This is a genomic window from Njordella aestuarii, assembly GCF_056494165.1.
This window is the reverse complement of the sequence record NZ_CM151397.1, coordinates 5,369,505-5,391,706: the sequence shown is the minus strand read 5'-3', so window position 1 is coordinate 5,391,706 and position 22,202 is coordinate 5,369,505. Positions and strand designations below refer to the sequence as shown.

Here is a 22,202-nt window from a genome sequence, read left to right as displayed (position 1 = left end):
GAACTATCTCAAAAGTTAAAGTCCGCTGGAGCCAAAGCTTCGGCGTCAACCTTGACGATTCGAAATTCAACGCGCATGTTCTGTTCCGCTTCGCTCATGTTCTTCGGCTTGGCAATAACAGGTTCCGCGATGCCGGCACCGACGGGGCTGATTTGGGAAAGATCCAAGTTTGTTCCCGTCTGGGTTGCATAGTTCTTCAATGCTTCCATAACTTGGTCTGCTCTCGATTTCGAAAGCGTTAATGCGGCTTGCATGGTAATATTAGGATCGGGATCTCCGCCTGAAAACGCGCCTTGTTTGATCAGTTCACCGATCTTCTTGGTGTCGGTTAGCTCGAGCGGTTTGCCTTGGTAAAAATAGCGATAGTTTCCGGCAACTCCATTTTGTTGGATAACGCCTTTGTTGATTCCGGCCTTCACCAAATCAATCAAAGTCTTAGTCGGATCAGCGTGACCGCGGATGACAACTCGAGCGTTACCAAAGGTACTGGCCCCTTTCAACGCACGTAGAAAGTCGCTTCCGTATTGGTCAACGCTAAAATCCTTTTGATTCGGTTGGAAGGCGATTGAAAAGCTGACAATGGTTTTATCGTCAAGATTTTCTCCAAAGAATTGGTCGGTCGCTTCGGCACCTGGCTCAAACTTATTCTGCTTCGTTGGCTCGACATACGAGATACCACCGAGTTTAGCGATCTCCTCGTAATTAAATTTTGGCGGATCAAATCCGATACGGGTTTTTGCATAGCCCCAAGATGTCGCCATATCAATCGATTCAGTGGTTTTGCGAGTGAAGTTCGATAGATTGCCTTGGTCGTTAAAGAAAGAAATCTGACCAGGTAAACCTGCGAACGCACAATCCAGCAACAACCCATGGGCGTCGACTTCCAGCGTCGGTAAGAACTCCTCGGTAAACACGCGTTGGCTAAGTTGCAGGATGTTACGATATTCATCACCCAGCTTCTGCGACTCATCGAACGAACGTCGCATCGCTACGAGTTTCTCGGTGCCAGCCAAATAGCCCGCGACAAATTTTTTGCACCAGTCGGTATTGGCTGCAAACCAGTCGGAGCGAACTGCGACGACGTCGGCAATTGAGCGGCTCATCTGCGCCGTGCTGTTGATCACTCGTGCGCCGGCAACTGTGCCCTCCGCTCCAGATCCAACTCCGGTCGCTTCTCCGCACAATCCGAGCATATCAGGCGTGATGACGCAGCAAGCATCGATTGAAGAATCTTTTCGAAACGCTTCGGCTGGCCCGTTCTTTCCGGTAATATCCGTTGTCCACACGATCGTCACGTCGTTTTTGGTGAGTTGAGCTGCAGCGAGCGAATCATATAGCAGACCAACGTGTGGGCCGCCCTGCTGCACGGCAATTTTCTTGCCTTTCAATTGGTTAAGATTCTTGACCCCTTCGCGAGCTACGATGTGATCGCCCGCACTCCAGGAGAGCTGAAGGATTACTACGGGCTTGGTCGCCGGATCGCCACCGATGACTTCACTGGCCATGCCTAACATGTGCATTGTCCCGCGTAAGAACGGTGACTTGCCAGATTTGTACCGACGGACTTGTTCAACAAAGTCATCGCCGCCAACCATCTGGATATCGAGCCCACTCTTGGCATAAATCGAGCCAGGCTTTGTCTTCAGATCGCCATTGGCCAGGAACGTAGCGACGTCGCCGCCCCAAGTGATGTAGGGCATTTCAATAGTCTTGCCCGCTCCGACTTTCGCTGTCGGGACGGGGCCAACCAGCGTCGAAAAATTCTCCTGGCCTTGCAGCGGCAAAACGGTCAAGGTCCAGACTAAAGTCAGCATCAACAACAAGTTTGCTGAATTCCGCAGAGCGGAGATAGGGAAATGTTTAAGCATTGTCCTAGTCGATTCCTTAATCATCAAGGCGAGACAAAAAGTGAACGAGTCGATTGCGAGATTGCAAATGTATCATAGCAAATTCGTTCCCGAAGTTCATTCCTTCGGAAAATTGCATGATCACTTAGGTAATACCCATCGCTTCAAGGCTGCGAATCTCTTGTTCCCATTGAGCACGTTCCTGCTCGGTGACTTCTGGGTTTGGTAGCAGCGAGCGCCGCGTACAGTTTACGAGTGCCTGCAGAGTCTGATACCGGCGTGTTTGTCGAATCGCCGGTTGCAGAAAATCATAAATCGCATGCTTCAGCTCTTCTTCGGTTGTCGGGGGAATCGCCTTGAACTGGCTTCGCATCGCGGCGTAACCTGCCGACGACATATCGACTTCCAACCCTTCCTGATCTAACCATGTCACCAATTCGTCGCTGACAAGCCCTGTGGGCTTCAGCATCCAGCGAATAAAATCGAGTCGATCTTGGCCCGTTGGATCGAGGATCGGAATAATCAAATCGCCGACGCGACCAGGCCGCCGAATGTCTGGTGATAGCAAATGAATTCTTGCTGTCATCAGCAGCCAGATGACTTTCCCGCGCAACAGAGGATCGCTCATCATCCCCTGGATCTTGCCCGTTAGCCGTCGCTCTGTTTCGTGAGCACCTGCACCGACGCCTCCGAACTGAGTGTCGGCTTCGTCGACGAAGATCACTACCTTTTCGAGCGACTCTAAAACGCGTTTAAGCCGTTCGAAGATAACATCGGTTTGTCCAAACCACTGGCTGCGAATACTTTTGAGGACCAGGACAGGCATTCCCATTTCGGCCGCGACCGCTTCAAAAATGAAGGTCTTTCCGCTGCCGATTGGACCGGCAATCGCTGCGCCAGGCAGCGCGCGGTCATCTCCCAAGCGAAGCCGCGGGAGCATGTATTCGTCAAGAAAAGTCTTGAGCTGCGAAAAACCGACAACGTCACGCAGACTATGTTGAGGCTTTTTGAACTCGACAACGTCCTCTCCCAGTTGAGCTTGAATGAAGGCTTCGACTTGGGCTGTCGTGTCATCACGATCAATCGGTTTTGCCAAATAGTCCGACACCAGAACGAGTTGACGCAATGCGTGTAAAGTTAAGCCTGCGGTGGACGCCGCAATCGTTTTCCGGTCCTCCTCAGTTCCTTCTTTGCCGCCACCATGTTTGGCTGCATGCGTGTTCAAAAAGTGCAGGCGCGAATGCGTATCGGGTGAAGGGATCTGGATTGAGAGCATCTGAGGCAGACGCGAAACGCGCGGATGCAATTGCGAACGGCTTTCGGAAATGAGAATCAGCGTATCCTTGCCGTTGTAATAAGCTGGATCGCTCAACCAGTCGCTCACGATTGCGATGCGGCGAAGTTGCGAATCGTTCAAACGCGCGACATCACCGTCTCCAGCAGGCAGCAGCATGTCCGCAGCCTCAATGAAGATCATCAAATTCTCTCGCAAGGCTTCGCGCGAACAAATCGTGAGCTGGCGGAGAAATTCGAGGGCTTGCGTGGCATTGCCAAGCGCATCGCGAAGGTATTGATCGAACTCGCGGCGGCGAAGATCGAACTTGGAACCGTCGGGTAGAACTTCACGAAGCGCCATCGCATCGACGGTCACGCCATGCTTCCATGCGGCCCAGGCGTCGCGGAGTTTTGTCTTGTCGGCGTCACTCAGCCGAACTGGCCCATTCAATTCATAGGTGACTTGAATCAGGCCGTCGACTTTTGTTTTGGCCAGCAAATACGGAATCAGAGGCACATAAGCTTGACCATCAAAATAGAGGTCATTGATATTGCCGCCCAGAACGATGGCACGCGACTGGCCAGAATTGATGACGCGTGCAAGCTGCTTGTAAAAATCGTAGCTAGCGGTTGGCAAATCCTGAGTCGACAGCTGCACGTCGATGTTTCCCACGAGAAGTAATCCTTGCAGAGTGCGTTAGTTGAGCGCCGCGACCGACGCTCACGAAATTCTGCGGATTAGTATACGGGGAAATCAGACTTTGGTGGCGGCCTTACCCGTTCGTTTAGCACCAAAACGTTTGATACGCGGCTTCAGTCGACGGAACGCTTGCAACATTTCGTTACCATCGCGAAAACGGCGGTTCGGCCGGACTTCCAAACTGCGACGGATAAAGTCAATAAAGTCGGGATGTGCTTTGCGTCGCAGCACTGCATATCCTGCGGGCGGCCAATCAAAAGGATACTCTGGCAAATGGTTCGTCAGAATCTTGTAGATCATCAGGCCAATTGCAAAGACATCAGACCGAGCACTTGGGCGTCCCATGGCTTGTTCAGGAGCCATATAACCGACCGTTCCAGAGCCCGATGCAATCATCGTCCGCTTGATCGTCTTTTGCGCGACTTTGGCGATACCGAAATCCATCAACTGGAGACGTCCATCTGGATGCAGGATCATGTTCTCCGGCTTGATGTCACAATGGATGATTTTGTTCTGGTGAGCGTAAGCTACTGCCTCGATCATTTGCTCGATCAAATGGATTGCCGTAGCGAACGAAATCCGATTCCGCAGCCGGTCACCAAGTGTCTTCTGACCAAGACGCGAGGTAATGACGAACCGACCTTCGATAAACGAGGCGTCCTTAATCGGAAGAATATTTGGATGGTCCAGCCGAGCAACGAGTCTTGCTTCACGCTGAAAACAGTCGAGCAACGACGTTGTTACGTTGGACTGATGTGGCATTTTTAAAGCTACATGTACGCCTTCGATCGTGTCGAAAGCTTGATAGACATGAGCGAATCCGCCTTCTGCAAGCCGCTTTTCGATTCGATATTTGCCCAAACGTTGGCGAGGGCGAAGCAGATTAAGGTCGCGTCGCGACTTGGCCATTACCGGTATGCTCTGTGCGATCATATCAGATGAACTACTATCTCAAGTTGATAGCAGGCTGGTTGAGTTTTCATAGTCCGATCACATTCGGAATACTCATCGAACCGGCCACTGCAGTATTGTATTTGGTTAAGCGAAATAAGTCCTCAAATACTTTGCAGATTGAAAAGAAATGTGTCGGCATTCCTATGCGCACTGCTAAAGATGTTATCGGCTAAATAATCGAGTTCGGCCTGTGTACAAAGCAAACTAGGATGCAAAATTCGATTGTTTGATCGTACCTTGTATCGCATCATTCATGCTTAAGCGGAACGATCGCTACAGTTTGACATTGAATGCTTTCGCATCGTTGACCGCTGCAATTTCCAAACCCGAAAAATGACACGCGATTCAACAACTTGAATGATCCAATTCACTACTTAGGCCGAACTGCAAAGTAACTCATTAGTACCTTTGAGCACTACGGCGAATTGAGAAAGAAATTGATAAATGTCACAACGGCCTTGGAATCTTGGTGAAGCCAATCTTGAACAAATACGCAGCTGTGATTGGCAGGTAGCCATCCTTCCGCTGGGAGCCACCGAACCTCACAATTTACACTTGCCTTATGCGACCGATACGCTTCAGGTTGATGCGATCGTCGACGAGATATGTAACCGCGCTTGGCAGCAGGGGGCGAAAGTACTTGCCTTGCCCGCCCTGCCCTTCGGCACGGAGTCGAACTTGCGAGAGTTCCCTTTCGCGATGAATCTACAACCATCAACAGTCTTCACTGTTCTGACCGATCTCTTGAACTCGCTTACTCAAAGCGGTATACGAAAGCTGTTGGTGATGAATGGCCATGGTGGCAACGATTTGAAGCCATGGCTGCGCGAGATTTACGGCCAGACGGAGGCAAACGTCTTCCTGTGCAACTGGTTTACCGTACTGAAGGATCGGTCGAGCGAAATATTCGAACATCCTGAAGACCATGCAGGCGAAATGGAAACGTCGCTGATCATGGCAATCCGTCCAGACTTGATCGGGCGAACTGCGGACGGCGAACTTTCGGCGGACGATGGTGCTGTCCGAGAGTTTCGCTTTCAGGCGCTAAGCAAAGGTTGGGTCAGCATGACTAGGCCATGGCACTTGTTGACAAAGAACTCCGGCAGCGGAAATCCGCTGAAGGCAACTCCGGACAAAGGCCGACAGACAATGGAACTTCTCTGCGAGCGACTCGTGCCATTTCTGGTACAGCTAGCCACCACAGAAGTCGATCCTCTGTTTCCGTTTGCCGGAGATTGACCCGCCGCCAGCGCTCCATCCGGGACGTCCAGTATTCGTTGGAGCCGCTAGATTTGATTGACGCGGAACTAGGTTGTCCTTATTATGACTTTAACGCGAGTTACCTTGCCTTTAAGCTAGCTCGTATTCTTGCTTGATTACAGATGACGGACAGCATGGCTGCTCACATGGTGGCAATCCTTCAGAAAAGCTTGAAAGGCCAGTGTAGTCGCGCCCTTATGCGACTAACGCAGCTTTCGATCTTTTGTGTTGCTGTCTGTGCAGGCAGTCTTGTCCACGCGCGTTGCGGTTTGATGCCAGCCGAGGCTTTGCAAGTGGACCTTGTCCAGCTGACCGGCAAGTCGGCTGACGATTTAATCCTGATGCCACCGTGTCGCTACGAATACCGCGATGGGCGCGTAATGATCCGATTCGGACAGTTGCCGCCGATGTGCAACGGCCCAGAATGCAAAAATCGGGCGCCCGAAGAAAAGCCAGCCCATCAGATGGTTTTAATCAGGACCGGGGGCGGAACTAGCTTCTCCGCGATTCTTTCTACCTCAACCGATTTTGAACAACGGCAGGATACTATCGCCAAGGCACTGCCTGGAGATTGGTTTTTTAATTCGGTGGCTCTTCCACCACTACAGCGGCCGCCCGAGTAGGCACAGCTTGATTTCGGGCGCGCTTCTGCGCGCCAGGATTTTGAGGTCCACTGCGAGACCCGAACTGCGAGGCAATTCCTCGATGATTCGAAATTTAGTTCTCGCTAAAGCAATGTTGTTCCACTTTTCAGCTTCACATCCCAACTGGGAAGGGCTGGATAGTATTGCGGGCAACCATAATGAGTTTTAAGCCTTCTCGATCTACAAGCTGTAAATATGACACATAACGAATCTGCCTTGCCCAGCGAGAATGCTGAGGGCGTCAGGCCTAGCACACCAGCGTCCACCAAGCCCAAGCCTCAGCGTGCGGTCAGCCCGCGGTTGCGGATTGTGCTGGTCATTGTTCTTACTCTGTTTTCACTGCTCACGGCCAACGGCATCTATCTCTCGAGCATCACTTTCCTGCAGTGGTGGCGCGGTGTAGTGGTTGAGAACTACTTCTATCAGTTTATGTTCCTGGCGCATTTGTTGTTAGGATTCATCTTCACTGTGCCAGTCATCGTATTCGCTTTCGTTCACTGGAAAGCGTCTCACAATCGACGGAACAAGCGAGCAATTCGGATCGGATATGCGTTAACGGCTATTGCCATCGCGGTTTTGGTGTCGGGGATTTTGCTGACGCGTATCGGCGGCTTTGACATCATGAAAGGCGAATACAACCGACGGTTCGTCTACTGGATGCACGTGATAACTCCGCTGATCGCAGTTTGGCTGTATTGGCTACATCGCTTGGTTGGGCCTCGCATCAAATGGTATGTCGGTCGCCGCATTGCCATCGCCACGGTTGTTACCGTGGGCGTGATGGTGTTTGCGCAGATGCAAGACCCAAGGGATTGGAACGCCGAGGCACCCAAGGAAGGCGAGCTATATTTCGAACCTTCTTTAGCTAGAACTAGATCTGGCAATTTCATCCCAGCCAAAGTGCTGCAGAACGACGACTATTGCAAAAAGTGTCATAGTGATATCTATGACGATTGGTTCCACAGCGCACATCACTTTAGCTCTTTTAACAACCCCGCGTACCTTTATGCTGTGCGAGAGAGTCGAAAGGTAGTAAGCGCCCGCGATGGCACCGTCCAGGCTTCGCGTTGGTGTGCAGGTTGCCACGACCCCGTGCCTTTCTTTAGCGGCGCGTTCGATGATCCAAACTACGATGACGTGAATCATCCGACCAGCCAAGCGGGTATTACTTGTACTGTTTGCCATGCGATATCGAAAGTCAACAGTCCTCGTGGCAATGCGGACTACGTTATCGAAGAACCAGTTCATTATCCTTTCGCATACAGCGAGAGTCCCTTCCTACAACGAATCAACGAGTTGCTTGTGAAAGCTAAACCGGCGTTCCACAAGGAAGAAATGTTGAAACCCGTTCATACAACGACTGAGTTCTGCAGTACTTGCCATAAAGTCCATCTCCCAGGGGCATTGACTGGTTATAAGGAGTTTTTGAGAGGCCAGAATCACCATGATTCGTTCTTACTAAGCGGTGTCTCTGGTCATGGCGCGAGAAGCTTCTACTATCCGCCTAAAGCCGAAACGAACTGTAATGGTTGTCATATGGAGTTTCGGGAGTCCAATGATATCGCCGCTAGATTGGTTGACGGCAAGCGGATGGTTCACGATCACTTTTTTCCAGGTGGTAATACGGCACTGCCCCATTGGCGAGGTGACCAGGAGATTGTTAAGCGGGAACAAAAGATTTTAACCGATGTGACCCGAGTCGATATTTTTGGCGTACGAGAAGGTGGTGAAGTTGACGGTGCATTGAAAGCCCCGATTGGAAAGGAAACGCTAACGTTGGTCGCTGGAAACGAGTACTTGTTGGAAACCGTGATTCGGACAACCAAGCTCGGGCACCATTTGACGCAAGGCACGGTAGACTCGAATGAATTGTGGTTAGATGTTGTGGCTACGGCGGGAGACCAAGTGATTGGTGCTTCTGGTCAAATAGATCAGTCTGGTCGCGTCGATCCGTGGTCTCATTTCGTCAACAACTTCGTGATCGACCGCTACGGCAATCGTATCGCAAGAAGAAACGCACAAGACATATTTACAGCACTTTACAACAATCAGATACCTCCGGGAGCGGGGCAAATTGCTCATTATCGATTGGCTGTTCCGCAAGACATTGATCAACCGATCAAAGTTCATGTCGCACTTAAGTATCGAAAGTTTGACCAGGGCTACATCGACTTTATGAACCAAGCCTTCAAAGAAGGTGATCGTTCGTTTGCCAATGGTGGCCCGACGGGAGATGGCTTAAATCGATTGCCGATCACGGTGATGGCTGAAGACACGGTGGTCTTTCCGGTGGAACGCACAGATGGAACTGTGGCGACGACGGATTTTGATAACGACGCCAATTCGCCAATTCTGTGGCAAAGATGGAACGATTATGGAATTGGTCTACTACTGCGTGAAAAAGCACAACTGCGTCAAGCAACCGAGGCATTTGCTCAGGTGGAAGCATTGGGGCGCTACGATGGAGCGTTGAACGCAGCGCGAGCTTTACTTGCGGAAGGAAACTTGAACGCTGCGACAGATGCTTTGAAGCGAGCAGAGACGATGGATCCACCGCCGCCACCCTGGACCTTTGCGTGGTTAAGCGGCGATTTGGCAGTCCAACAAGGACAGTTTGAGCTTGCCGAGAAGATGTATCGTGCTGTTTTGTTCGACGATACTGCCGAGCGACGTGAACGAGGTTTTGACTTTAGTAAAGATTATGTTGTTCGCAATCAACTGGGCGGCGTGCTGATCGATTTAGCCGACAAGCATTCGCTGCGAGGTCGGGACGATCTAGCGGAGAATTTGCTCATTGATGCACGCAACCAATTTGAAGAGGTTTTGAAAATCGATCCAGAGAACAACACGGCGTGGGCAAATCTACGCGATGTGTATCTGCGTCTAGCAGAATTCGAGGACGACGTTCAGGCTGCCGAAATCCTACGTAAAGATTCGGAAACGGCGCGCAGGAACAATGAGATCTATAAAATGGATGACAACGCTTCCGATGTAGCGATACCGCTGGCGCGAAAGAAGTATCCAGCTGCGGACCACGCCGCAGAAAAAGTAGTGATCTACGATTTGCACCGAAGAGAAAACGCCTCGGATGAAAAGCCCTCCCCTGACGATGGGACAGTTTCCTCCGACGCGAAACAGCCTCCAGTCGCCGAAATTATTAATGCGGCAAGTGGTACAAACTTGCCTCTAGAAATTGATTAGAATAGTGCTCGCCGCCCTGAGGCGTTGAGTGAAACACGCAACCGATACAAACTGACTGTTATTAAAGCACGAACTTCAGAACTATGTCCGAATCGAAGCATCAATACCAAAATCCCATTCAAAGTAACAATGAAAGGGATGACGTCGAAGACGACGCAGTCATTGGTTATGCCTTTAGCCGCTCACTAATGGTCTTTGTAGCTCTAGGTGCAATCGCTGGCGGCATCGCGTTGCTTGTTTCGATGAGCAAACGCGAACCCGTCGAGAGAATTACCAATATCGTTTCCCCGACTTATCGAGATCCCATCAATGAAAGTGAGATACCTGCCATCCCTCTAATTGATGCGACGCTCAACAGCGGCATAAACTTTAAGCACTACAACGGGAAGGCTGGTGAGCGACTCTTGCCTGAAACTATGGGCGGAGGTGCTGGTTTCTTGGACTATGACAATGACGGCGATCAAGATCTATTTCTCGTCAATTCGACCGCTTGGCCATGGAGCAGCAACGTGCCAGCCGATCTGCCTACAATGGCGCTTTATCGCAATGACGGCGATGGACACTTCGAAGACGTTACCCGATCGGTCGGTCTAGATAAATCGTTCTATGGCATGGCGCCCGCTTTCGGCGATTTTGATGGTGATGGCTGGACTGATATCTATGTAACAGCCGTTGGTCGCAATCGTTTGTTTAGAAATCTTCAAGGAAATCAGTTTCTCGATGTTGCGGCCGAATATGGACTAACTGGCGGCGAAGATCAGTGGAGTTGCCCTGCAATGTGGTTCGACTTTGACCGGGACAACAAGCTAGATCTGCTGGTCGGGCATTATGTTGATTGGGATCGTGAAAAAGATTTGAGCCAAGGGTTTACTCTTTCCGGGATTGGTCGCGCATATGGGCAACCAAATTCGTTCAGCGGAACATTCCTGACTCTCTACCACAATACAAGCGATGGATTTAAAGAGGTGAGCGAATCAGCCGGGCTCTTGATCAAAAACCCTAGCACCGATGTGCCAGAAGCGAAGAGTCTTGCGATGGCGCTTGTTGATGCCAATGCCGACGGATGGCCAGACATCTTCGTTGCGAACGATACTGTTCGAAATTTCTTATTCATAAATGCCAAAGACGGTACGTTCAACGAATCTGGCGGTATCGCTGGGGTGGCACTGGATCGATCGGGGTCGGCAACTGGCGCCATGGGAGTAGATGTTTCTAACTATAGAAACAACGAAGACATTGCAATTGCCATCGGAAACTTTGCTGGCGAGCCGTCTAGCTTGTATATCTCGCGAAGCACGTCGCCGCCAAATTTCTTTGACGCAGCCGCTTCGACCGGCTTCGGACCTCAAACCAAGGCGGCTTTAACGTTCGGACTTTTCTTTGCCGATATGGATTTAGATGGTCGGCAAGACATTGTTTGTACCAACGGTCACTTGGAAGAAGAGATCTCAAAGTTTCTACCATCGCAAAAGTATGAGCAATCACCTCAACTGTTTTGGAACGCTGGCCGAGAAGCTCCGACAGAACTCGTCGCGCTCGATGCATCTAAAACAGGGCCTGAATTTCAGCGTCCGTTTGTGGGGCGTGCGGCGTGCTATGCCGACATCGATAACGACGGTGACAACGACGTTTTATTCGTTGGTAATGGGCAGCAAGCTGTCTTATACCGGAATGATATTCTGACGGAACACAACTGGCTACGTGTAAAACTGAAAGGCAAAGGAGGAAACTCCGAGGCAATAGGTGCAAAAATTTCCATTCGCAGTGGAAGTGAAATCTACCAACGTTGGATCACCCCAACCCGCAGTTACGCATCTCAGTGTGAACTCCCGGCCTCTTTCGGTTTCGGCTACGCGAAACCAACTGAGATGGAAATCGATTGGCCTGATGGAAGTAAGCAGGTTGTACCGATCGAAGCGTTAAACCACATGATGGTCGTCAGTCAAGAAGATTGACCTCAGCCCGATCGGCTCTATCGACGTACAGCCAAATGATAGATGGCCGCAGAACGAATCAAGACGTACTGCGGAACGAAGAAAATCAGTCCTACGACGGTAATGCTGATTGGAATAAGTGCGGTCGTTTCGACGATCCCTAGCAACAGCAACGGACCAAAATTCTCGGATGTAATCTGAAACGAGAGCTTGACGCTATCAAATACATTCTTGCGTTGCACGACTGCGCATGCGCCTATCAATAGGATGTTGAGACAGACGACATAGACTAATGCAGCTGCCATTCCGATAGGAAAGGCGAACACGACGTGAACCATACTCGCAAGTACAAAGATCCCCATGAGAGGCAGGAAACCCATGGCCATGATCAAGGACTGGAGCAAGATATAGCCATAGAGTTTCCAACGTACTTCACCAGTGGAATCAAGTAGTTCGGTTGTAATCTCACGGCCCCGTACGGCTGCGTTTGCAATCTGGAAAAACGAAGGGTAAATGTAAATCTGTACGGCAATCTGCGCCACGATATAAAGCACGATTGCAGTGATGCCAACAGCGATGCCAACAGGTTGCGAAATCGAAATCAGGCTTGGTTGTATGTAAAGCCCATACGCATACATGATGCCGCTCAGGGCTAGGTTCATTCCGAACGCGATTAAGACCGGAAGGTATAGATAGAAGAGGGCTGGGAAAAGGTTATTGAATGTGTGTTCAATGATCGAGCCGAAGGTCAATCGATTCAGTCCGCCGCGGGCTTGATAGCTCGGCGTGGAATATGAAAACTGAGTTGTGTCATATTGTGGCAAGACCGGTGCCGAATAAACATCCATCCCCTGTGTTGTCCAGTTTGTAATCGCGTCGTACACAGGTTCCTGTGTGGCGGGGGGGGGCAACGGTTCTGCTGGAACTAAAGCGGGCCGGTTGGCTCGAGACGAGGTCGCGGGACTGGCGGCTGGGCGGTGCTGTGTCTCTCTGGTGCGCTTAGACGTTGTCTTGCTGAGTGCCGGTGGAGACGACTGAGCAGGAGCGGGCGGCGATTTTTCTTCTCGTGTAGGAGCGACCGCAGACTCAAAATCACGCTTTCTCTCAAGCGGTTCAATCGTGAAGACCGCTTTGCAGTTGGTGCATCGGCCTCTCTTGCCAACTTGCGAGCGGTTGCCTTCAAACAATTGTTGGCAACTCGAGCATTCAAATGCAATCGAGTCAGCAGACCTTTGTTCGATTGTGACCTCTCCCCCTTCGTCTGGCAAAAGAAAGACTTCATGACAACGTCGACATAAACCTTTCGTTCCGATTAAGCTGCGTTGATAATCGAGCTTTTGGGAACAGGTTGGGCACGCAACGGACAACGTCGTGCCCTTGGCCGCCAACGAGTTCACGCGGGCCGGAGTTGTCTCCTCGTCCGTCTGAAGCTGAATGCTCGTCTGTTTTCCGCAGCCGACACAGACGCATTTCAAGCCTACTGCATCTGGCGACGTCTGCATGGAAGTTTTGCAGTACTGGCACTTGAAGACTATGTTCATTTCGCTTGACTGCTTCTATCTATTATCAGACTGACGATGCCAAACCATTCCAGCCAAGAGAGTTGCAAAATCGCTGCAATCGAATCGGGAGAAAGTTTACGCGAAATGGCCTGTTGATGTAGGTCCGTAAGCAGAACCGGGTCGAAAGCCCAGGAAGAATCGGCAAGTAGTTTTGCGATCTCAGTGCGGTTGGTGGCGTCAAGATTCGACATCACTTGCGCTGACATATCGATCGCGCCCGCACGATGGAACCAATATTTTGCGTTACTGAAATCGTGTTCGCGACGATGCATGACTCCGTGCAGGTAGGAGCCGAGCGGAGTGTGAATCGCCTGCGAAAGCGTGTGTGACTTCTCGAGTGCATTGGCTGCCAAGTAAAGCGCAGATCGCATTACATCTTGCAAGTCGCCAGATGCCGTTCGCAACGCGATCGCGGTCACTTGAGAATCTAAGTCTGATGACGGTGAAGCGTCGCCTTCCAGTGGATCACGACCATATTCAGTTACGAAGTCTTCTATGTCCGAGGGCAACTCAGTCTTGCTTGTCCACTTCAGCATCACGTTTCCATGCATCTAACGGCGAATTTGTAACCAGCTTCCATCCCCCCCAGAATAACGGAAGGTCTCCATCCAACAAACGAGGCTCTGGACGCCGACTAGTGGTACTGAATCGAGGTTCTTGTTGTGTGTTAAAATCGAATTCCCACAGATTTAGGATACTTGATCGATAGGCCGATTCATAGCTGTCAGTCGAGCGACTGAGGAATTCCTGCGCGAATGTGGCAGTACTCTCACCACTAGCGTTCCACTGGCGAAACAGGATTTGGCTGGTTCCGGCGTTCCGATGATAAATTAACCAATTGAGTGTTGGCCGAAAATCCTTACGCAAAATGCCCACTGTTTCGGGAGAATTTCCTAGGAAAATTAGACTCTCTGGGGTTTCAATTTCCGCAAGTTCTGCTGGTACGATTGCTACCGTCTTACCTTTGCTTGCTCGTGCCTCTGCGCGACCATTCGGATTAACGACCAGCTCGCTACCGACGCAGATACTATCACCCTTTAACAGACCATATTGGAAATTGTTAGCCGCATCTTTATCAAGTGACACAACCAACAAATTATCCTGTGGTAGGGAGCTCGCTACGTTGCGGCGAAGTTGGTCGTCGACCGCATTTTCTGAGACGTAAAAATTATTGCGAGTCAGTAATACTTTATTGGGCCCAGATATCGTAGGAGCAAGTCCTGCCGTTTTCAGCGACAGTGCATAGCTGATCTCCCGCTCCGCGATCCAGCAGTCTTGTACGCGATCACCGCCATCTGTAATTAACATTTCAAATGGTAGCGTCCACATGTTTGCGTCAGGAATGACTTTGAGCTTGGTGATACGGGACATCTTCTTGACTATGTCTGCGGGAATGAGCGACGCGGCGAGTTCACGACTATCGACTTGCCATTGAGCGGCTTTGTCCAGCGACTGCCAAAGTTCTTGAGAAGTGGCAAACGCTGCTGAAGAGGCTAGCAAGCGATTACGCAGGAGCTCCGTAAGCCGCGGCTCGTCAATTGTCCAAAAGGAATTGCCGTCACGGGTTATAAGGTAGGCCGCCGTCTGTGTTGTGCCGTAGAAAAAACCAAGAATTGCTTCCCCTTCGCCAATCGAAGTTTTCAAATGCTCAAAGTTGATTGGGGCCAGATCGGAATCTTCGCCTGGGATGGCTAATGGCAATGAAGCTGCAAATGCCAACTCTTTGTGATAACCGGCAGACAATTGCAACAGTTGTTGCCACTGTCGGTACTGTTCGGTTGTCCAATTCTGGCCGTTATTGGCAACACTGGCTTGAAAGAGTTCCCAAAGTTGATCGATCGACGCTTTTTGAGTTCGCAAGTCACCCAGACGGGCCTGAAAACGTTGCAAGTCTTGTTTTTCAACGTCCGGCAACATATCAGGAGAGGCAATCAATTGGCGGCGGATGGCGTATAGGCGGTGATCAAGCGGGTCGGCGATACGGAGCTGTCGCGCGTGCCACTGTGCTACGAACTGGATCGATTTATTTGGATCGGAATCGCGGAACGTGTTGACGGCTAGCTGTCGGTAAATTTCGTTTAAAGGTAAATTGTCCCAAACGATCGATTGCCACGGAGCGGTGACCCATTCGTTTTTTGATGGTCGAGCAGCTGTATTGGCAAGTCGTTCGAACAGCAATTGTGCTCTGACGCGACCTTCTCGAAGCGAACTCTGAATCTCTGCGACCTGGATTGCTTGAGGGAGCAATGACGGTCTAGTGTTAGTTCCACTTGTGATGCGTGTGAGTTGGTACAAAAGATTTCTAGCGGCTGCGGGATTGCCGCTGGCCAATCGATTGCGGATCTGCGATAGCATCACCGAGGCTTCTAGATGGGGTAACTCAATTTGATTGTTTCTTCCCAGCCTTTCAAAGCGTCGAAAGTAAGCGCTTTCGGCAGCCGTGTTATGCGAAATGGAAGCCGATTCGATCGCACTTGCCAATGCGGTTGCGTACACCAGTCCAAATCGGCTTTCAGACCAACTTGAGATATCTTCTATAATCGGTAGGCCAGATCCCGGTTGAATTGCATCGGATACACGGGCAAGCAATTGCAAGGAATCGGCCAAAACATCACCCTGCCCCAATCGAGCCGAGAATAGCGACGCCTGGCCCGCACGCAGGGAAGCTTCCGAGTAGTCGAGTTCCTCCGCAGCGATCGTCGCCAGTTCCAACAGTGCGATGCCCGTCAACGGATGATCAAAGCCGCTATCCAAGGTGAGGTTTTGTATTAAAGCAGCACGCGCGCGATCGTTTTGTCCAAGCGAGTGGCAGGTGATTCCGAAACAGACATTCTGGCAGCGCTGCAGCAGTTCGGGCACGTTGGACCGTGATTCGGAATACATCGAGTGCAGCTGTTTCGAGAGATCATAGTGCTGCGCTAATTTGCCCAGAATGGTGTTACGTAGCCTCAGTGCCATTGCCTGGCTATAAAATACTTCGATGGCATCGATCCATATCGGCTCATAACTAAGCAGCAACGTGGCGTCTGGCTTCGAGGTTTCGACAAGGACTGCTTGAGCGCCGATCGTAACTGGCCAAGCTTCCGGATAATTGGCCAATCGCGAAACTCGCCTTTCTTCTATCCAGGCGATCCGACCATCGGAAAGCTCTATTGCGCGTAAGATAACTGGCAGGTGATCGATATATGCGGTCCAATACTGACAATTATAGGCGAGCGTTAGGCCGGCGTTCGCATTGGCCAGCGCTGCAGTCAGATCGCCCGATAGATACAGCGCTTGACCGTTGCGACACAGCGTTGGAACAGCGTCGATTCCATGTCGTTCACCTAGCGTCCTTGAAAGTCGATACGACGTCTCGAACGCGTGGGACGCAGCTTGCACTCGCCCGTCAAAGAGCAACGCCTTGCCGACGCGGTAGTCGCCGACAGGATAGACCAATCGTGGCGCAGCGACTTGCCCAAAGCAGGCCGACTGCCAACATGTTTGGGGCACTAGAATTGCAAAAAGGCAAAGCGCCATCGTGAGCGTTTTGCAAAGGCTGGAGTAGTTTGCAAGCATTTTAGCGACTCAAGATGAGAGGAAGGCGTCGTCGGGAAAACTCGAAATCCATTATTATCATAGCGGTTGCGCGGTGCCAAAACACTCGCAAGCCGGAAAAGCAGAGCTAAGTTGAATAATTAGCAATCTTGATTCAAGCGATTCCAACGGCAGAACCGATACAAACTAGCGAGTCGATAGATTCGTCGATGCGTTGTTGATCGGCTTACAGACGAAGCGTCCTCCGTAAAGAGGATAGCTAGTTTGAGAGGTTTGCACGCTTTGAGTTCGCATTGTCGAACAACGCTTTGGATTCGTTTTTGGGGTGGAGCCTGTAGGAAATGGCAAGTCAGAAATCAAACAAGATGTTCTTGGCCGCAGTCGCAGTAGTATCTCTGGGCTCAGTCCTCGGTAGCTCGACGGGCTGTCAGGTGAGCGTTGCTGGACAGACGCTTCCTAGCCCATATTATCTCTACGATGATATCCAGTACTTCCCTGCGGGACCTGAGAACAAGCTGGCAAATGAAACGGCCGCTTTGAAAGCCGCGCGAGAACAATCGAAGGCCGCGCAAGCAGTCCGATAACGTCTCTGTTTTACGCAGCAAACTAAACTTGCCGTGAGTCTATTTAACCGGGCTCGCGGTCATGAACGCTATTCTAGATACGTTCGCAGATCGGCCGCATCAGCATACTGCTGAACGAGCTTTTCAGCGTTGCCGTTCTCTATTCGACCTTCCTGGATCGATTTTTGAATCTGCTGACGGAAACCATCGACGAGATCGGTTGGTTCGTAGTGCGCGAAACGAACCATATCACGAATCTCACTGCCGCGTATCGATTTACGGATTGTAAATCCCTCTTCAGTGATTTCGATTAACGCTTCATCAGGGATACCAAACAAGTTGTGGTGCGACCCCATAACTTCTTGATACGCACCAACCAGGAACAATCCTAAGTAGTAAGGTTCCCCCTCTTTCCATGCAGGCAATTCCAGCGTTTCACGCACATCTTTAATATCGACAAACTGATCAATCTTGCCGTCGGAATCGCACGTTACGTCGACCAGGGTCGCGAAATCAGTGTCTGTATCTTTTAAGCGATGCAGTGGTACGACAGGAAACAGTTGACCGATTGCCCAGGAATCTGGACAAGACCTGAAAAGTGAGAAGTTGCAAAGGTATTTGGCCGCAAGTACCTTTTCCACATCTTCAAATTCTTCGTTGCGAAATCGTGCCGCCCCCGATTCTTTTAATGCGCGGTCACAGATTTCCCAAAAGAGCACCTCGCCTTTGGCGCGATTCTCGAGCGAGATAAGCCCCAGATTAAACTCCGTGTGAAGATCATCCTTATGCTCAAGTGCATCGTGGTAATATTCGACGTAGTTCTTGCCGTTGATATCGTCTAACAGATACTTCAGTTCGTTGATCACCTGCGGATCATCTTCGTCGATCGTGACCTCAGGTTCATCGTCTGCAAAGGTTTCAATCTCTTCGCGGATCGAAACGACAAGAACGCTATGATAAGCGGTCATCATACGTCCCGATTCGGTCACGAGATTGGGATGCGGGACTTCTTCATCATCACACACGCCTTGAATTGTATAGACAGCGGCGTTTGCGAATTCTTGGAGCGTGTAGTTCATCGAAGACTCAAATCGAGTCTTCGATCCATCGTAATCGACACCAAGTCCACCGCCGATATCCAGGAATTCAATCGAGAAACCGAGTTTGGTTGTCTTGGCGTAAACGCGAGCGGCTTCCTTCATCGCATTCTTGACTCGTTTGATGTCAGTAATTTGCGAGCCGATATGAAAGTGCAGTAACTTCAATTGGTCCGAATGGTTTGTATCCTGCAGCAATCGTAAGGATTGGACTATTTCCGACGTGGTCAATCCGAATTTGGCGGAGTCTCCGCCCGAGGACGCCCATTTGCCTGAGCCGCGGGAATAAAGTTTTGCCCGCAGGCCTATCCAGGGACAGACACCGCACTCATCCGCGACGCGCAGCAACATACGAAGCTCATTCAGCTTCTCTACAACAATAACTACGCGCTTACCAATCTGCACAGCCAAGATTGCCAAACGCATAAAGGCTTCATCCTTGAAACCATTGCAAATTAGAAGTGAGTCGGGAGACTGGTCTTGGGCAATCGCTGCGTAGAGTTCTGCCTTGCTACCGCACTCCAAGCCGACGCGGTGCGGAGCGCTGTCACGTAGGAACTCCTGCACAACCTCGCGACGAGGGTTCACTTTCATTGGAAAAACTGGAAAGTGGAGTGCTTTGTATTCGTATTCGTTGACGGCGTTGGTATACGCCTCCGACAACAAATGCAACTGGTTTTGGAGAATCTGTGGAAAGCGAATTAAGATCGGTGAATTGAGGCCATGGTCTTGGACTAAATGATCCACGATCAACTTCAAATCTGCTTGCCGCTCATCATTTGAACGGGGGCGAACGGTGATGTGTCCCTGCTCGTTAACATCAAAGTAGCCAGCCCCCCAGTTCTCGATTCCATACGTTTGTTGGATTTTTAGGAGGGTCTGGTCTTTCATTCTCTGTGGGGCTCTCTCAAGAAAAGCAATTGGAACACATCTAAGGCTGGTCCGATTTTATTCGTTAGCACCATTTTACGCTACATCGAATGGTCACTTCATTTACATGCGCACGTAAGCACTGGTGTGGACGTAATGAAGATCGCTTTCACCCGCATCGGCTAGAGGCGAGGAATCTGCACAGTCGAGAGAATCGGTTGGTGATCGCTTGCAAATCGGCCTGCTTCCGTGCGAGGATCCAATATTTTCGTCTCCGTACTCGTGGCTCCTCGTGAAGTAAAGATGTAGTCAATTCGCGTTGTTTCGATTTCCTTGAACCCATTCCATGTGCCAGCAGGTTCGCCCGATTTGGGTGTATAGGCTGCAAGCGAGTCCACAAAATCGGTTGTGCCGTCGGACTCTCGAACTATCTCCAAGTAAGGCGGTTGATCGGGCGTGCAATTGAAATCTCCCGTTAGAACAAGCGGAAGCTCTGGATGTGTTTTAGCCGCTTTCGACCGAATTAGCTTGGCGCTTTCAAGCCGAGCTTGTTTGCCCATATGATCAAAGTGCGTATTCATATGCACAAAACTTTGCTGATTGCTTTCGTCTTGGAAGACTATCCAAGTAACCATGCGAGTAATCGCAGTATCCCAGCTCTTGCTGCCAGGTTCAGCGGGCGTTTCACTTAACCAAAAGTTATCGCTACTCAGAATCTTAAATCGATCTTTACGGTAAAAAATGGGTACAAACTCGCCCTCTTCTTTGCCATCGTCGCGTCCAACGCCGACCCACGAAAATTCGGGTAGGCGCACAACGAGGTCGTCAATCTGTTCTTTCCGAGCTTCCTGCAAGCCAATTACATCGGCGAACTGGATAGTTTCAGCGACTTTGTCTGCTCGGTGCGGCCAAGCGTCGTCCTTGTCCGAGGCTGTATTGTAACGGATGTTGTATGTCATCACCCGAATGCCATCCTGGGCATACGTCGCCGACTGGAGGCTTCCAAGTCCACAGGCAGCTAATAGAAGAAATGCATGAATAAGGAATGCAATAGAGCGTGTTCGCTCACCAACAAAGAAGGATTTTCGTAGCATGGTTCGCCTTTCTTGAATACTGTCTGGCGAGCTGGTTGCCAGAGCTTGTTTCAATTGTAGCAGGCGAGCACCTGAAAGGGGCAGTACGAGAACACCAAGCGAGATCGCTGTTCAGCGACTGTCAGTAAAGTACGAGCCCTTGGGCTGGATTGAAAAAGAGAGAGTCGGCGTCTTCTTTCGATGAATCGACTGCGCAACTTCAGTTCGCAGCTTTCCGTATTCAGCGCCCAGCGATTCGAGGATCGCCGGGTAGTCTTCTACTGAGACTTGTTCAAGCGGTTCGACGGTGACCAAAAGATGAGAAGTATTCGGTGCCGGCGCAACGTCCACTACTGTCACAGCCAGTTCGGTCGGAATATCTTCATTGATGCAGTATTCCAATGCCCGATGAATCTGGCTGCACAATTGCTTCGCTTTTCGAAGGTCCGCTGATTTATTTCTCTTCATGATCCCAAGGAGCGACGCTCTTCGCGACTGGTTCGCAGTTTCGTGGTTAACCGACACGTTACTTCACAAGGAAGTCTTCCGGTTGCAAGTTCTTGTCGCTGAAATAACCGCGTTCGTTGTGGAATCCAAACATAGTCGGCTCGTAATTTCCTGGAATTTCGACAGAAGTTTCTTCGGTAATCTTATCTTCCCAGCCAAGTGTCCAGTACGTTGCATTCACAACCAAGCGGCGCAAGCCTTCATTTTTCAAGTCGACTGAAGAACACATCGTTGAACAAAAAACTTTCCCTTCTTGGCCGTCTTTGTAACGATATGGCTTTGTCCACGCGAGCGGCATCATCGGTTCGTTACGGCCGTCGGTAACCGGAGCGTCTTCGGGGGCCATGCCTGTCAAAATTTGACCACGAAGCAAAACGGTAGCTTCCTCAGGCAAGTGAACAACTCCATAAACATCGGACGGCGCCCAGACGTCGCTCACACCGCGAAGGATTGGATGCGAGGCTTGCGATTCTTCGACCACTGCTCGCGCCGATTCCTCTTTATGTTTTCCGTGATGTGTATGCCAAGTTTCGCCGATGATTTGTTGCCCAAAGCCACCTGCCCACGAGCGACTGTTGTGAGACCAATCCTTGTAAGAACTGTTGCTATTGCGTGGAAAGTTAAAAGCATGCGTCGCAGTCCGCAGGGCGACGATCGGGCCTCCACGCGAGATATAGTCTTCAAACATCTTCATTTGGTCGTCGGGCCACTGGCGAAATCGAGTGAAAAGAATCACGGAATCTGCGTCAGCGAGCTTTTCTAGGCCCGGCGTGTTTTCGGTGTGATTCGGGTCGACAGAATTGGTTGTCGGATTGATGCTAAACAGTACCGTGCAATCCATTCCGTGCTGCGCTGAAAGAATCTGCGCAATTAGTGGTAATGCTTCCTCGCTGCGGTATTCTTCGTCACCGGTGATGAGCACCACATGGGGCTTCTCGGTTACCCCAGGAGGCAGCTTTTTGATGTCACCTTCCAAGACGAGCATCTTTTGAGATGCGGCAGCGGCCTGCGGCTGGGCAGACGCGTTCGTCTCCTGCGCGAGGGATGCATTGGAAGGTAAAAGGCAGGCAGACATACACAACGCTGCGGCGAGAAAATGAGCTTTTCTTTTCATAATCTGTGAAACAAATAGTGGTTTTGAGGCGCCAAATTGGATTTCAAACTGCTTAATACGGGCG

The 22,202-nt window shown here is 50.6% G+C and carries 15 protein-coding genes; 5 read left to right on the top strand and 10 right to left on the bottom strand.

The window, feature by feature from the left end:
- Positions 1-8: 8 nt before the first annotated feature.
- The 3 genes from SH451x_RS21105 to SH451x_RS21095 all read right to left on the bottom strand — a co-directional run bounded on the left by SH451x_RS21105 (position 9) and on the right by SH451x_RS21095 (position 4,755).
- A complete protein-coding gene (locus tag SH451x_RS21105) occupies positions 9-1,868 on the bottom strand; it encodes a type 2 periplasmic-binding domain-containing protein (RefSeq protein ID WP_479359107.1) in 1,860 nt (619 codons plus the stop codon).
- A gap of 124 nt (positions 1,869-1,992) precedes the next feature.
- The gene (locus tag SH451x_RS21100; protein WP_479359106.1) at positions 1,993-3,795 is read right to left on the bottom strand and encodes an AAA family ATPase; all 1,803 of its coding nucleotides are present in this window, start codon (positions 3,793-3,795) and stop codon (positions 1,993-1,995) included.
- A gap of 81 nt (positions 3,796-3,876) precedes the next feature.
- A complete protein-coding gene (locus tag SH451x_RS21095) occupies positions 3,877-4,755 on the bottom strand; it encodes a serine/threonine-protein kinase (RefSeq protein WP_479359105.1) in 879 nt (292 codons plus the stop codon).
- Between the two features lie 465 nt (positions 4,756-5,220).
- Here SH451x_RS21095 and SH451x_RS21090 point away from each other — a divergent pair, with 465 nt between their 5' ends.
- The 4 genes from SH451x_RS21090 (at position 5,221) to SH451x_RS21075 (ending at position 11,836) form a co-directional block, all read left to right on the top strand.
- Entirely contained in the window at positions 5,221-6,015 is a 795-nt protein-coding gene (locus tag SH451x_RS21090; RefSeq protein WP_479359104.1) for a creatininase family protein, read from the top strand.
- Between the two features lie 143 nt (positions 6,016-6,158).
- Positions 6,159-6,659 carry a hypothetical protein gene (locus SH451x_RS21085; RefSeq protein WP_479359103.1) on the top strand — a complete coding sequence of 167 codons (501 nt, stop codon included), beginning with the start codon at positions 6,159-6,161 and terminating at the stop codon, positions 6,657-6,659.
- Between the two features lie 216 nt (positions 6,660-6,875).
- On the top strand, positions 6,876-9,881 hold the full coding sequence (locus tag SH451x_RS21080) for a multiheme c-type cytochrome (protein WP_479359102.1): 3,006 nt from the start codon (positions 6,876-6,878) through the stop codon (positions 9,879-9,881).
- Between the two features lie 83 nt (positions 9,882-9,964).
- Entirely contained in the window at positions 9,965-11,836 is a 1,872-nt protein-coding gene (locus tag SH451x_RS21075) for a CRTAC1 family protein (RefSeq protein WP_479359100.1), read from the top strand.
- 17 nt (positions 11,837-11,853) lie between these two features.
- Here SH451x_RS21075 and SH451x_RS21070 read toward each other — a convergent pair whose 3' ends face one another.
- The 3 genes from SH451x_RS21070 to SH451x_RS21060 are packed head-to-tail and all read right to left on the bottom strand — an operon-like array spanning position 11,854 to position 16,935.
- Entirely contained in the window at positions 11,854-13,317 is a 1,464-nt protein-coding gene (locus tag SH451x_RS21070) for a hypothetical protein (protein WP_479359099.1), read from the bottom strand.
- A gap of 35 nt (positions 13,318-13,352) precedes the next feature.
- The gene (locus SH451x_RS21065) at positions 13,353-13,913 is read right to left on the bottom strand and encodes a hypothetical protein (RefSeq protein WP_479359098.1); all 561 of its coding nucleotides are present in this window, start codon (positions 13,911-13,913) and stop codon (positions 13,353-13,355) included.
- Entirely contained in the window at positions 13,888-16,935 is a 3,048-nt protein-coding gene (locus SH451x_RS21060; RefSeq protein WP_479359097.1) for a hypothetical protein, read from the bottom strand. The genes SH451x_RS21065 and SH451x_RS21060 overlap by 26 nt, the downstream gene beginning before the upstream one ends.
- 320 nt (positions 16,936-17,255) lie before the next feature.
- Here SH451x_RS21060 and SH451x_RS21055 point away from each other — a divergent pair, with 320 nt between their 5' ends.
- Positions 17,256-17,498 (top strand): hypothetical protein, encoded by a 243-nt coding sequence (locus SH451x_RS21055; RefSeq protein WP_479359096.1) that lies wholly within the window; start codon positions 17,256-17,258, stop codon positions 17,496-17,498.
- 68 nt (positions 17,499-17,566) lie between these two features.
- Here the strand turns inward: SH451x_RS21055 and speA are convergent, their stop codons facing one another.
- From speA to SH451x_RS21035, 4 genes are all read right to left on the bottom strand, one after another.
- On the bottom strand, positions 17,567-19,465 hold the full coding sequence (gene speA / locus SH451x_RS21050; RefSeq protein WP_479359094.1) for a biosynthetic arginine decarboxylase: 1,899 nt from the start codon (positions 19,463-19,465) through the stop codon (positions 17,567-17,569).
- Positions 19,466-19,626: 161 nt separating this feature from the next.
- Entirely contained in the window at positions 19,627-20,538 is a 912-nt protein-coding gene (locus tag SH451x_RS21045) for an endonuclease/exonuclease/phosphatase family protein (protein ID WP_479359092.1), read from the bottom strand.
- 111 nt (positions 20,539-20,649) lie between these two features.
- The gene (locus tag SH451x_RS21040) at positions 20,650-20,985 is read right to left on the bottom strand and encodes a hypothetical protein (RefSeq protein WP_479359090.1); all 336 of its coding nucleotides are present in this window, start codon (positions 20,983-20,985) and stop codon (positions 20,650-20,652) included.
- Positions 20,986-21,043: 58 nt separating this feature from the next.
- Positions 21,044-22,138, bottom strand: coding sequence for a ThuA domain-containing protein (locus SH451x_RS21035; RefSeq protein WP_479359089.1), 1,095 nt, complete (start codon positions 22,136-22,138; stop codon positions 21,044-21,046).
- Between the last annotated feature and the right edge of the window lie 64 nt (positions 22,139-22,202).

What these genes read in the sequence shown, in the direction of transcription:
- SH451x_RS21045 (WP_479359092.1), bottom strand. Translation starts at nt 20,538, where the DNA reads ATGCTACGAAAATCCTTCTTTGTTGGTGAGCGAACACGCTCTATTGCA.
- SH451x_RS21065 (WP_479359098.1), bottom strand. Translation starts at nt 13,913, where the DNA reads ATGCTGAAGTGGACAAGCAAGACTGAGTTGCCCTCGGACATAGAAGAC.
- SH451x_RS21085 (WP_479359103.1), top strand. Translation starts at nt 6,159, where the DNA reads ATGACGGACAGCATGGCTGCTCACATGGTGGCAATCCTTCAGAAAAGC.
- speA (WP_479359094.1), bottom strand. Translation starts at nt 19,465, where the DNA reads ATGAAAGACCAGACCCTCCTAAAAATCCAACAAACGTATGGAATCGAG.
- SH451x_RS21055 (WP_479359096.1), top strand. Translation starts at nt 17,256, where the DNA reads ATGGCAAGTCAGAAATCAAACAAGATGTTCTTGGCCGCAGTCGCAGTA.
- SH451x_RS21095 (WP_479359105.1), bottom strand. Translation starts at nt 4,755, where the DNA reads ATGATCGCACAGAGCATACCGGTAATGGCCAAGTCGCGACGCGACCTT.
- SH451x_RS21035 (WP_479359089.1), bottom strand. Translation starts at nt 22,138, where the DNA reads ATGAAAAGAAAAGCTCATTTTCTCGCCGCAGCGTTGTGTATGTCTGCC.
- SH451x_RS21060 (WP_479359097.1), bottom strand. Translation starts at nt 16,935, where the DNA reads ATGCTTGCAAACTACTCCAGCCTTTGCAAAACGCTCACGATGGCGCTT.
- SH451x_RS21075 (WP_479359100.1), top strand. Translation starts at nt 9,965, where the DNA reads ATGTCCGAATCGAAGCATCAATACCAAAATCCCATTCAAAGTAACAAT.
- SH451x_RS21070 (WP_479359099.1), bottom strand. Translation starts at nt 13,317, where the DNA reads ATGCAGACGTCGCCAGATGCAGTAGGCTTGAAATGCGTCTGTGTCGGC.
- SH451x_RS21105 (WP_479359107.1), bottom strand. Translation starts at nt 1,868, where the DNA reads ATGCTTAAACATTTCCCTATCTCCGCTCTGCGGAATTCAGCAAACTTG.
- SH451x_RS21090 (WP_479359104.1), top strand. Translation starts at nt 5,221, where the DNA reads ATGTCACAACGGCCTTGGAATCTTGGTGAAGCCAATCTTGAACAAATA.
- SH451x_RS21080 (WP_479359102.1), top strand. Translation starts at nt 6,876, where the DNA reads ATGACACATAACGAATCTGCCTTGCCCAGCGAGAATGCTGAGGGCGTC.
- SH451x_RS21040 (WP_479359090.1), bottom strand. Translation starts at nt 20,985, where the DNA reads ATGAAGAGAAATAAATCAGCGGACCTTCGAAAAGCGAAGCAATTGTGC.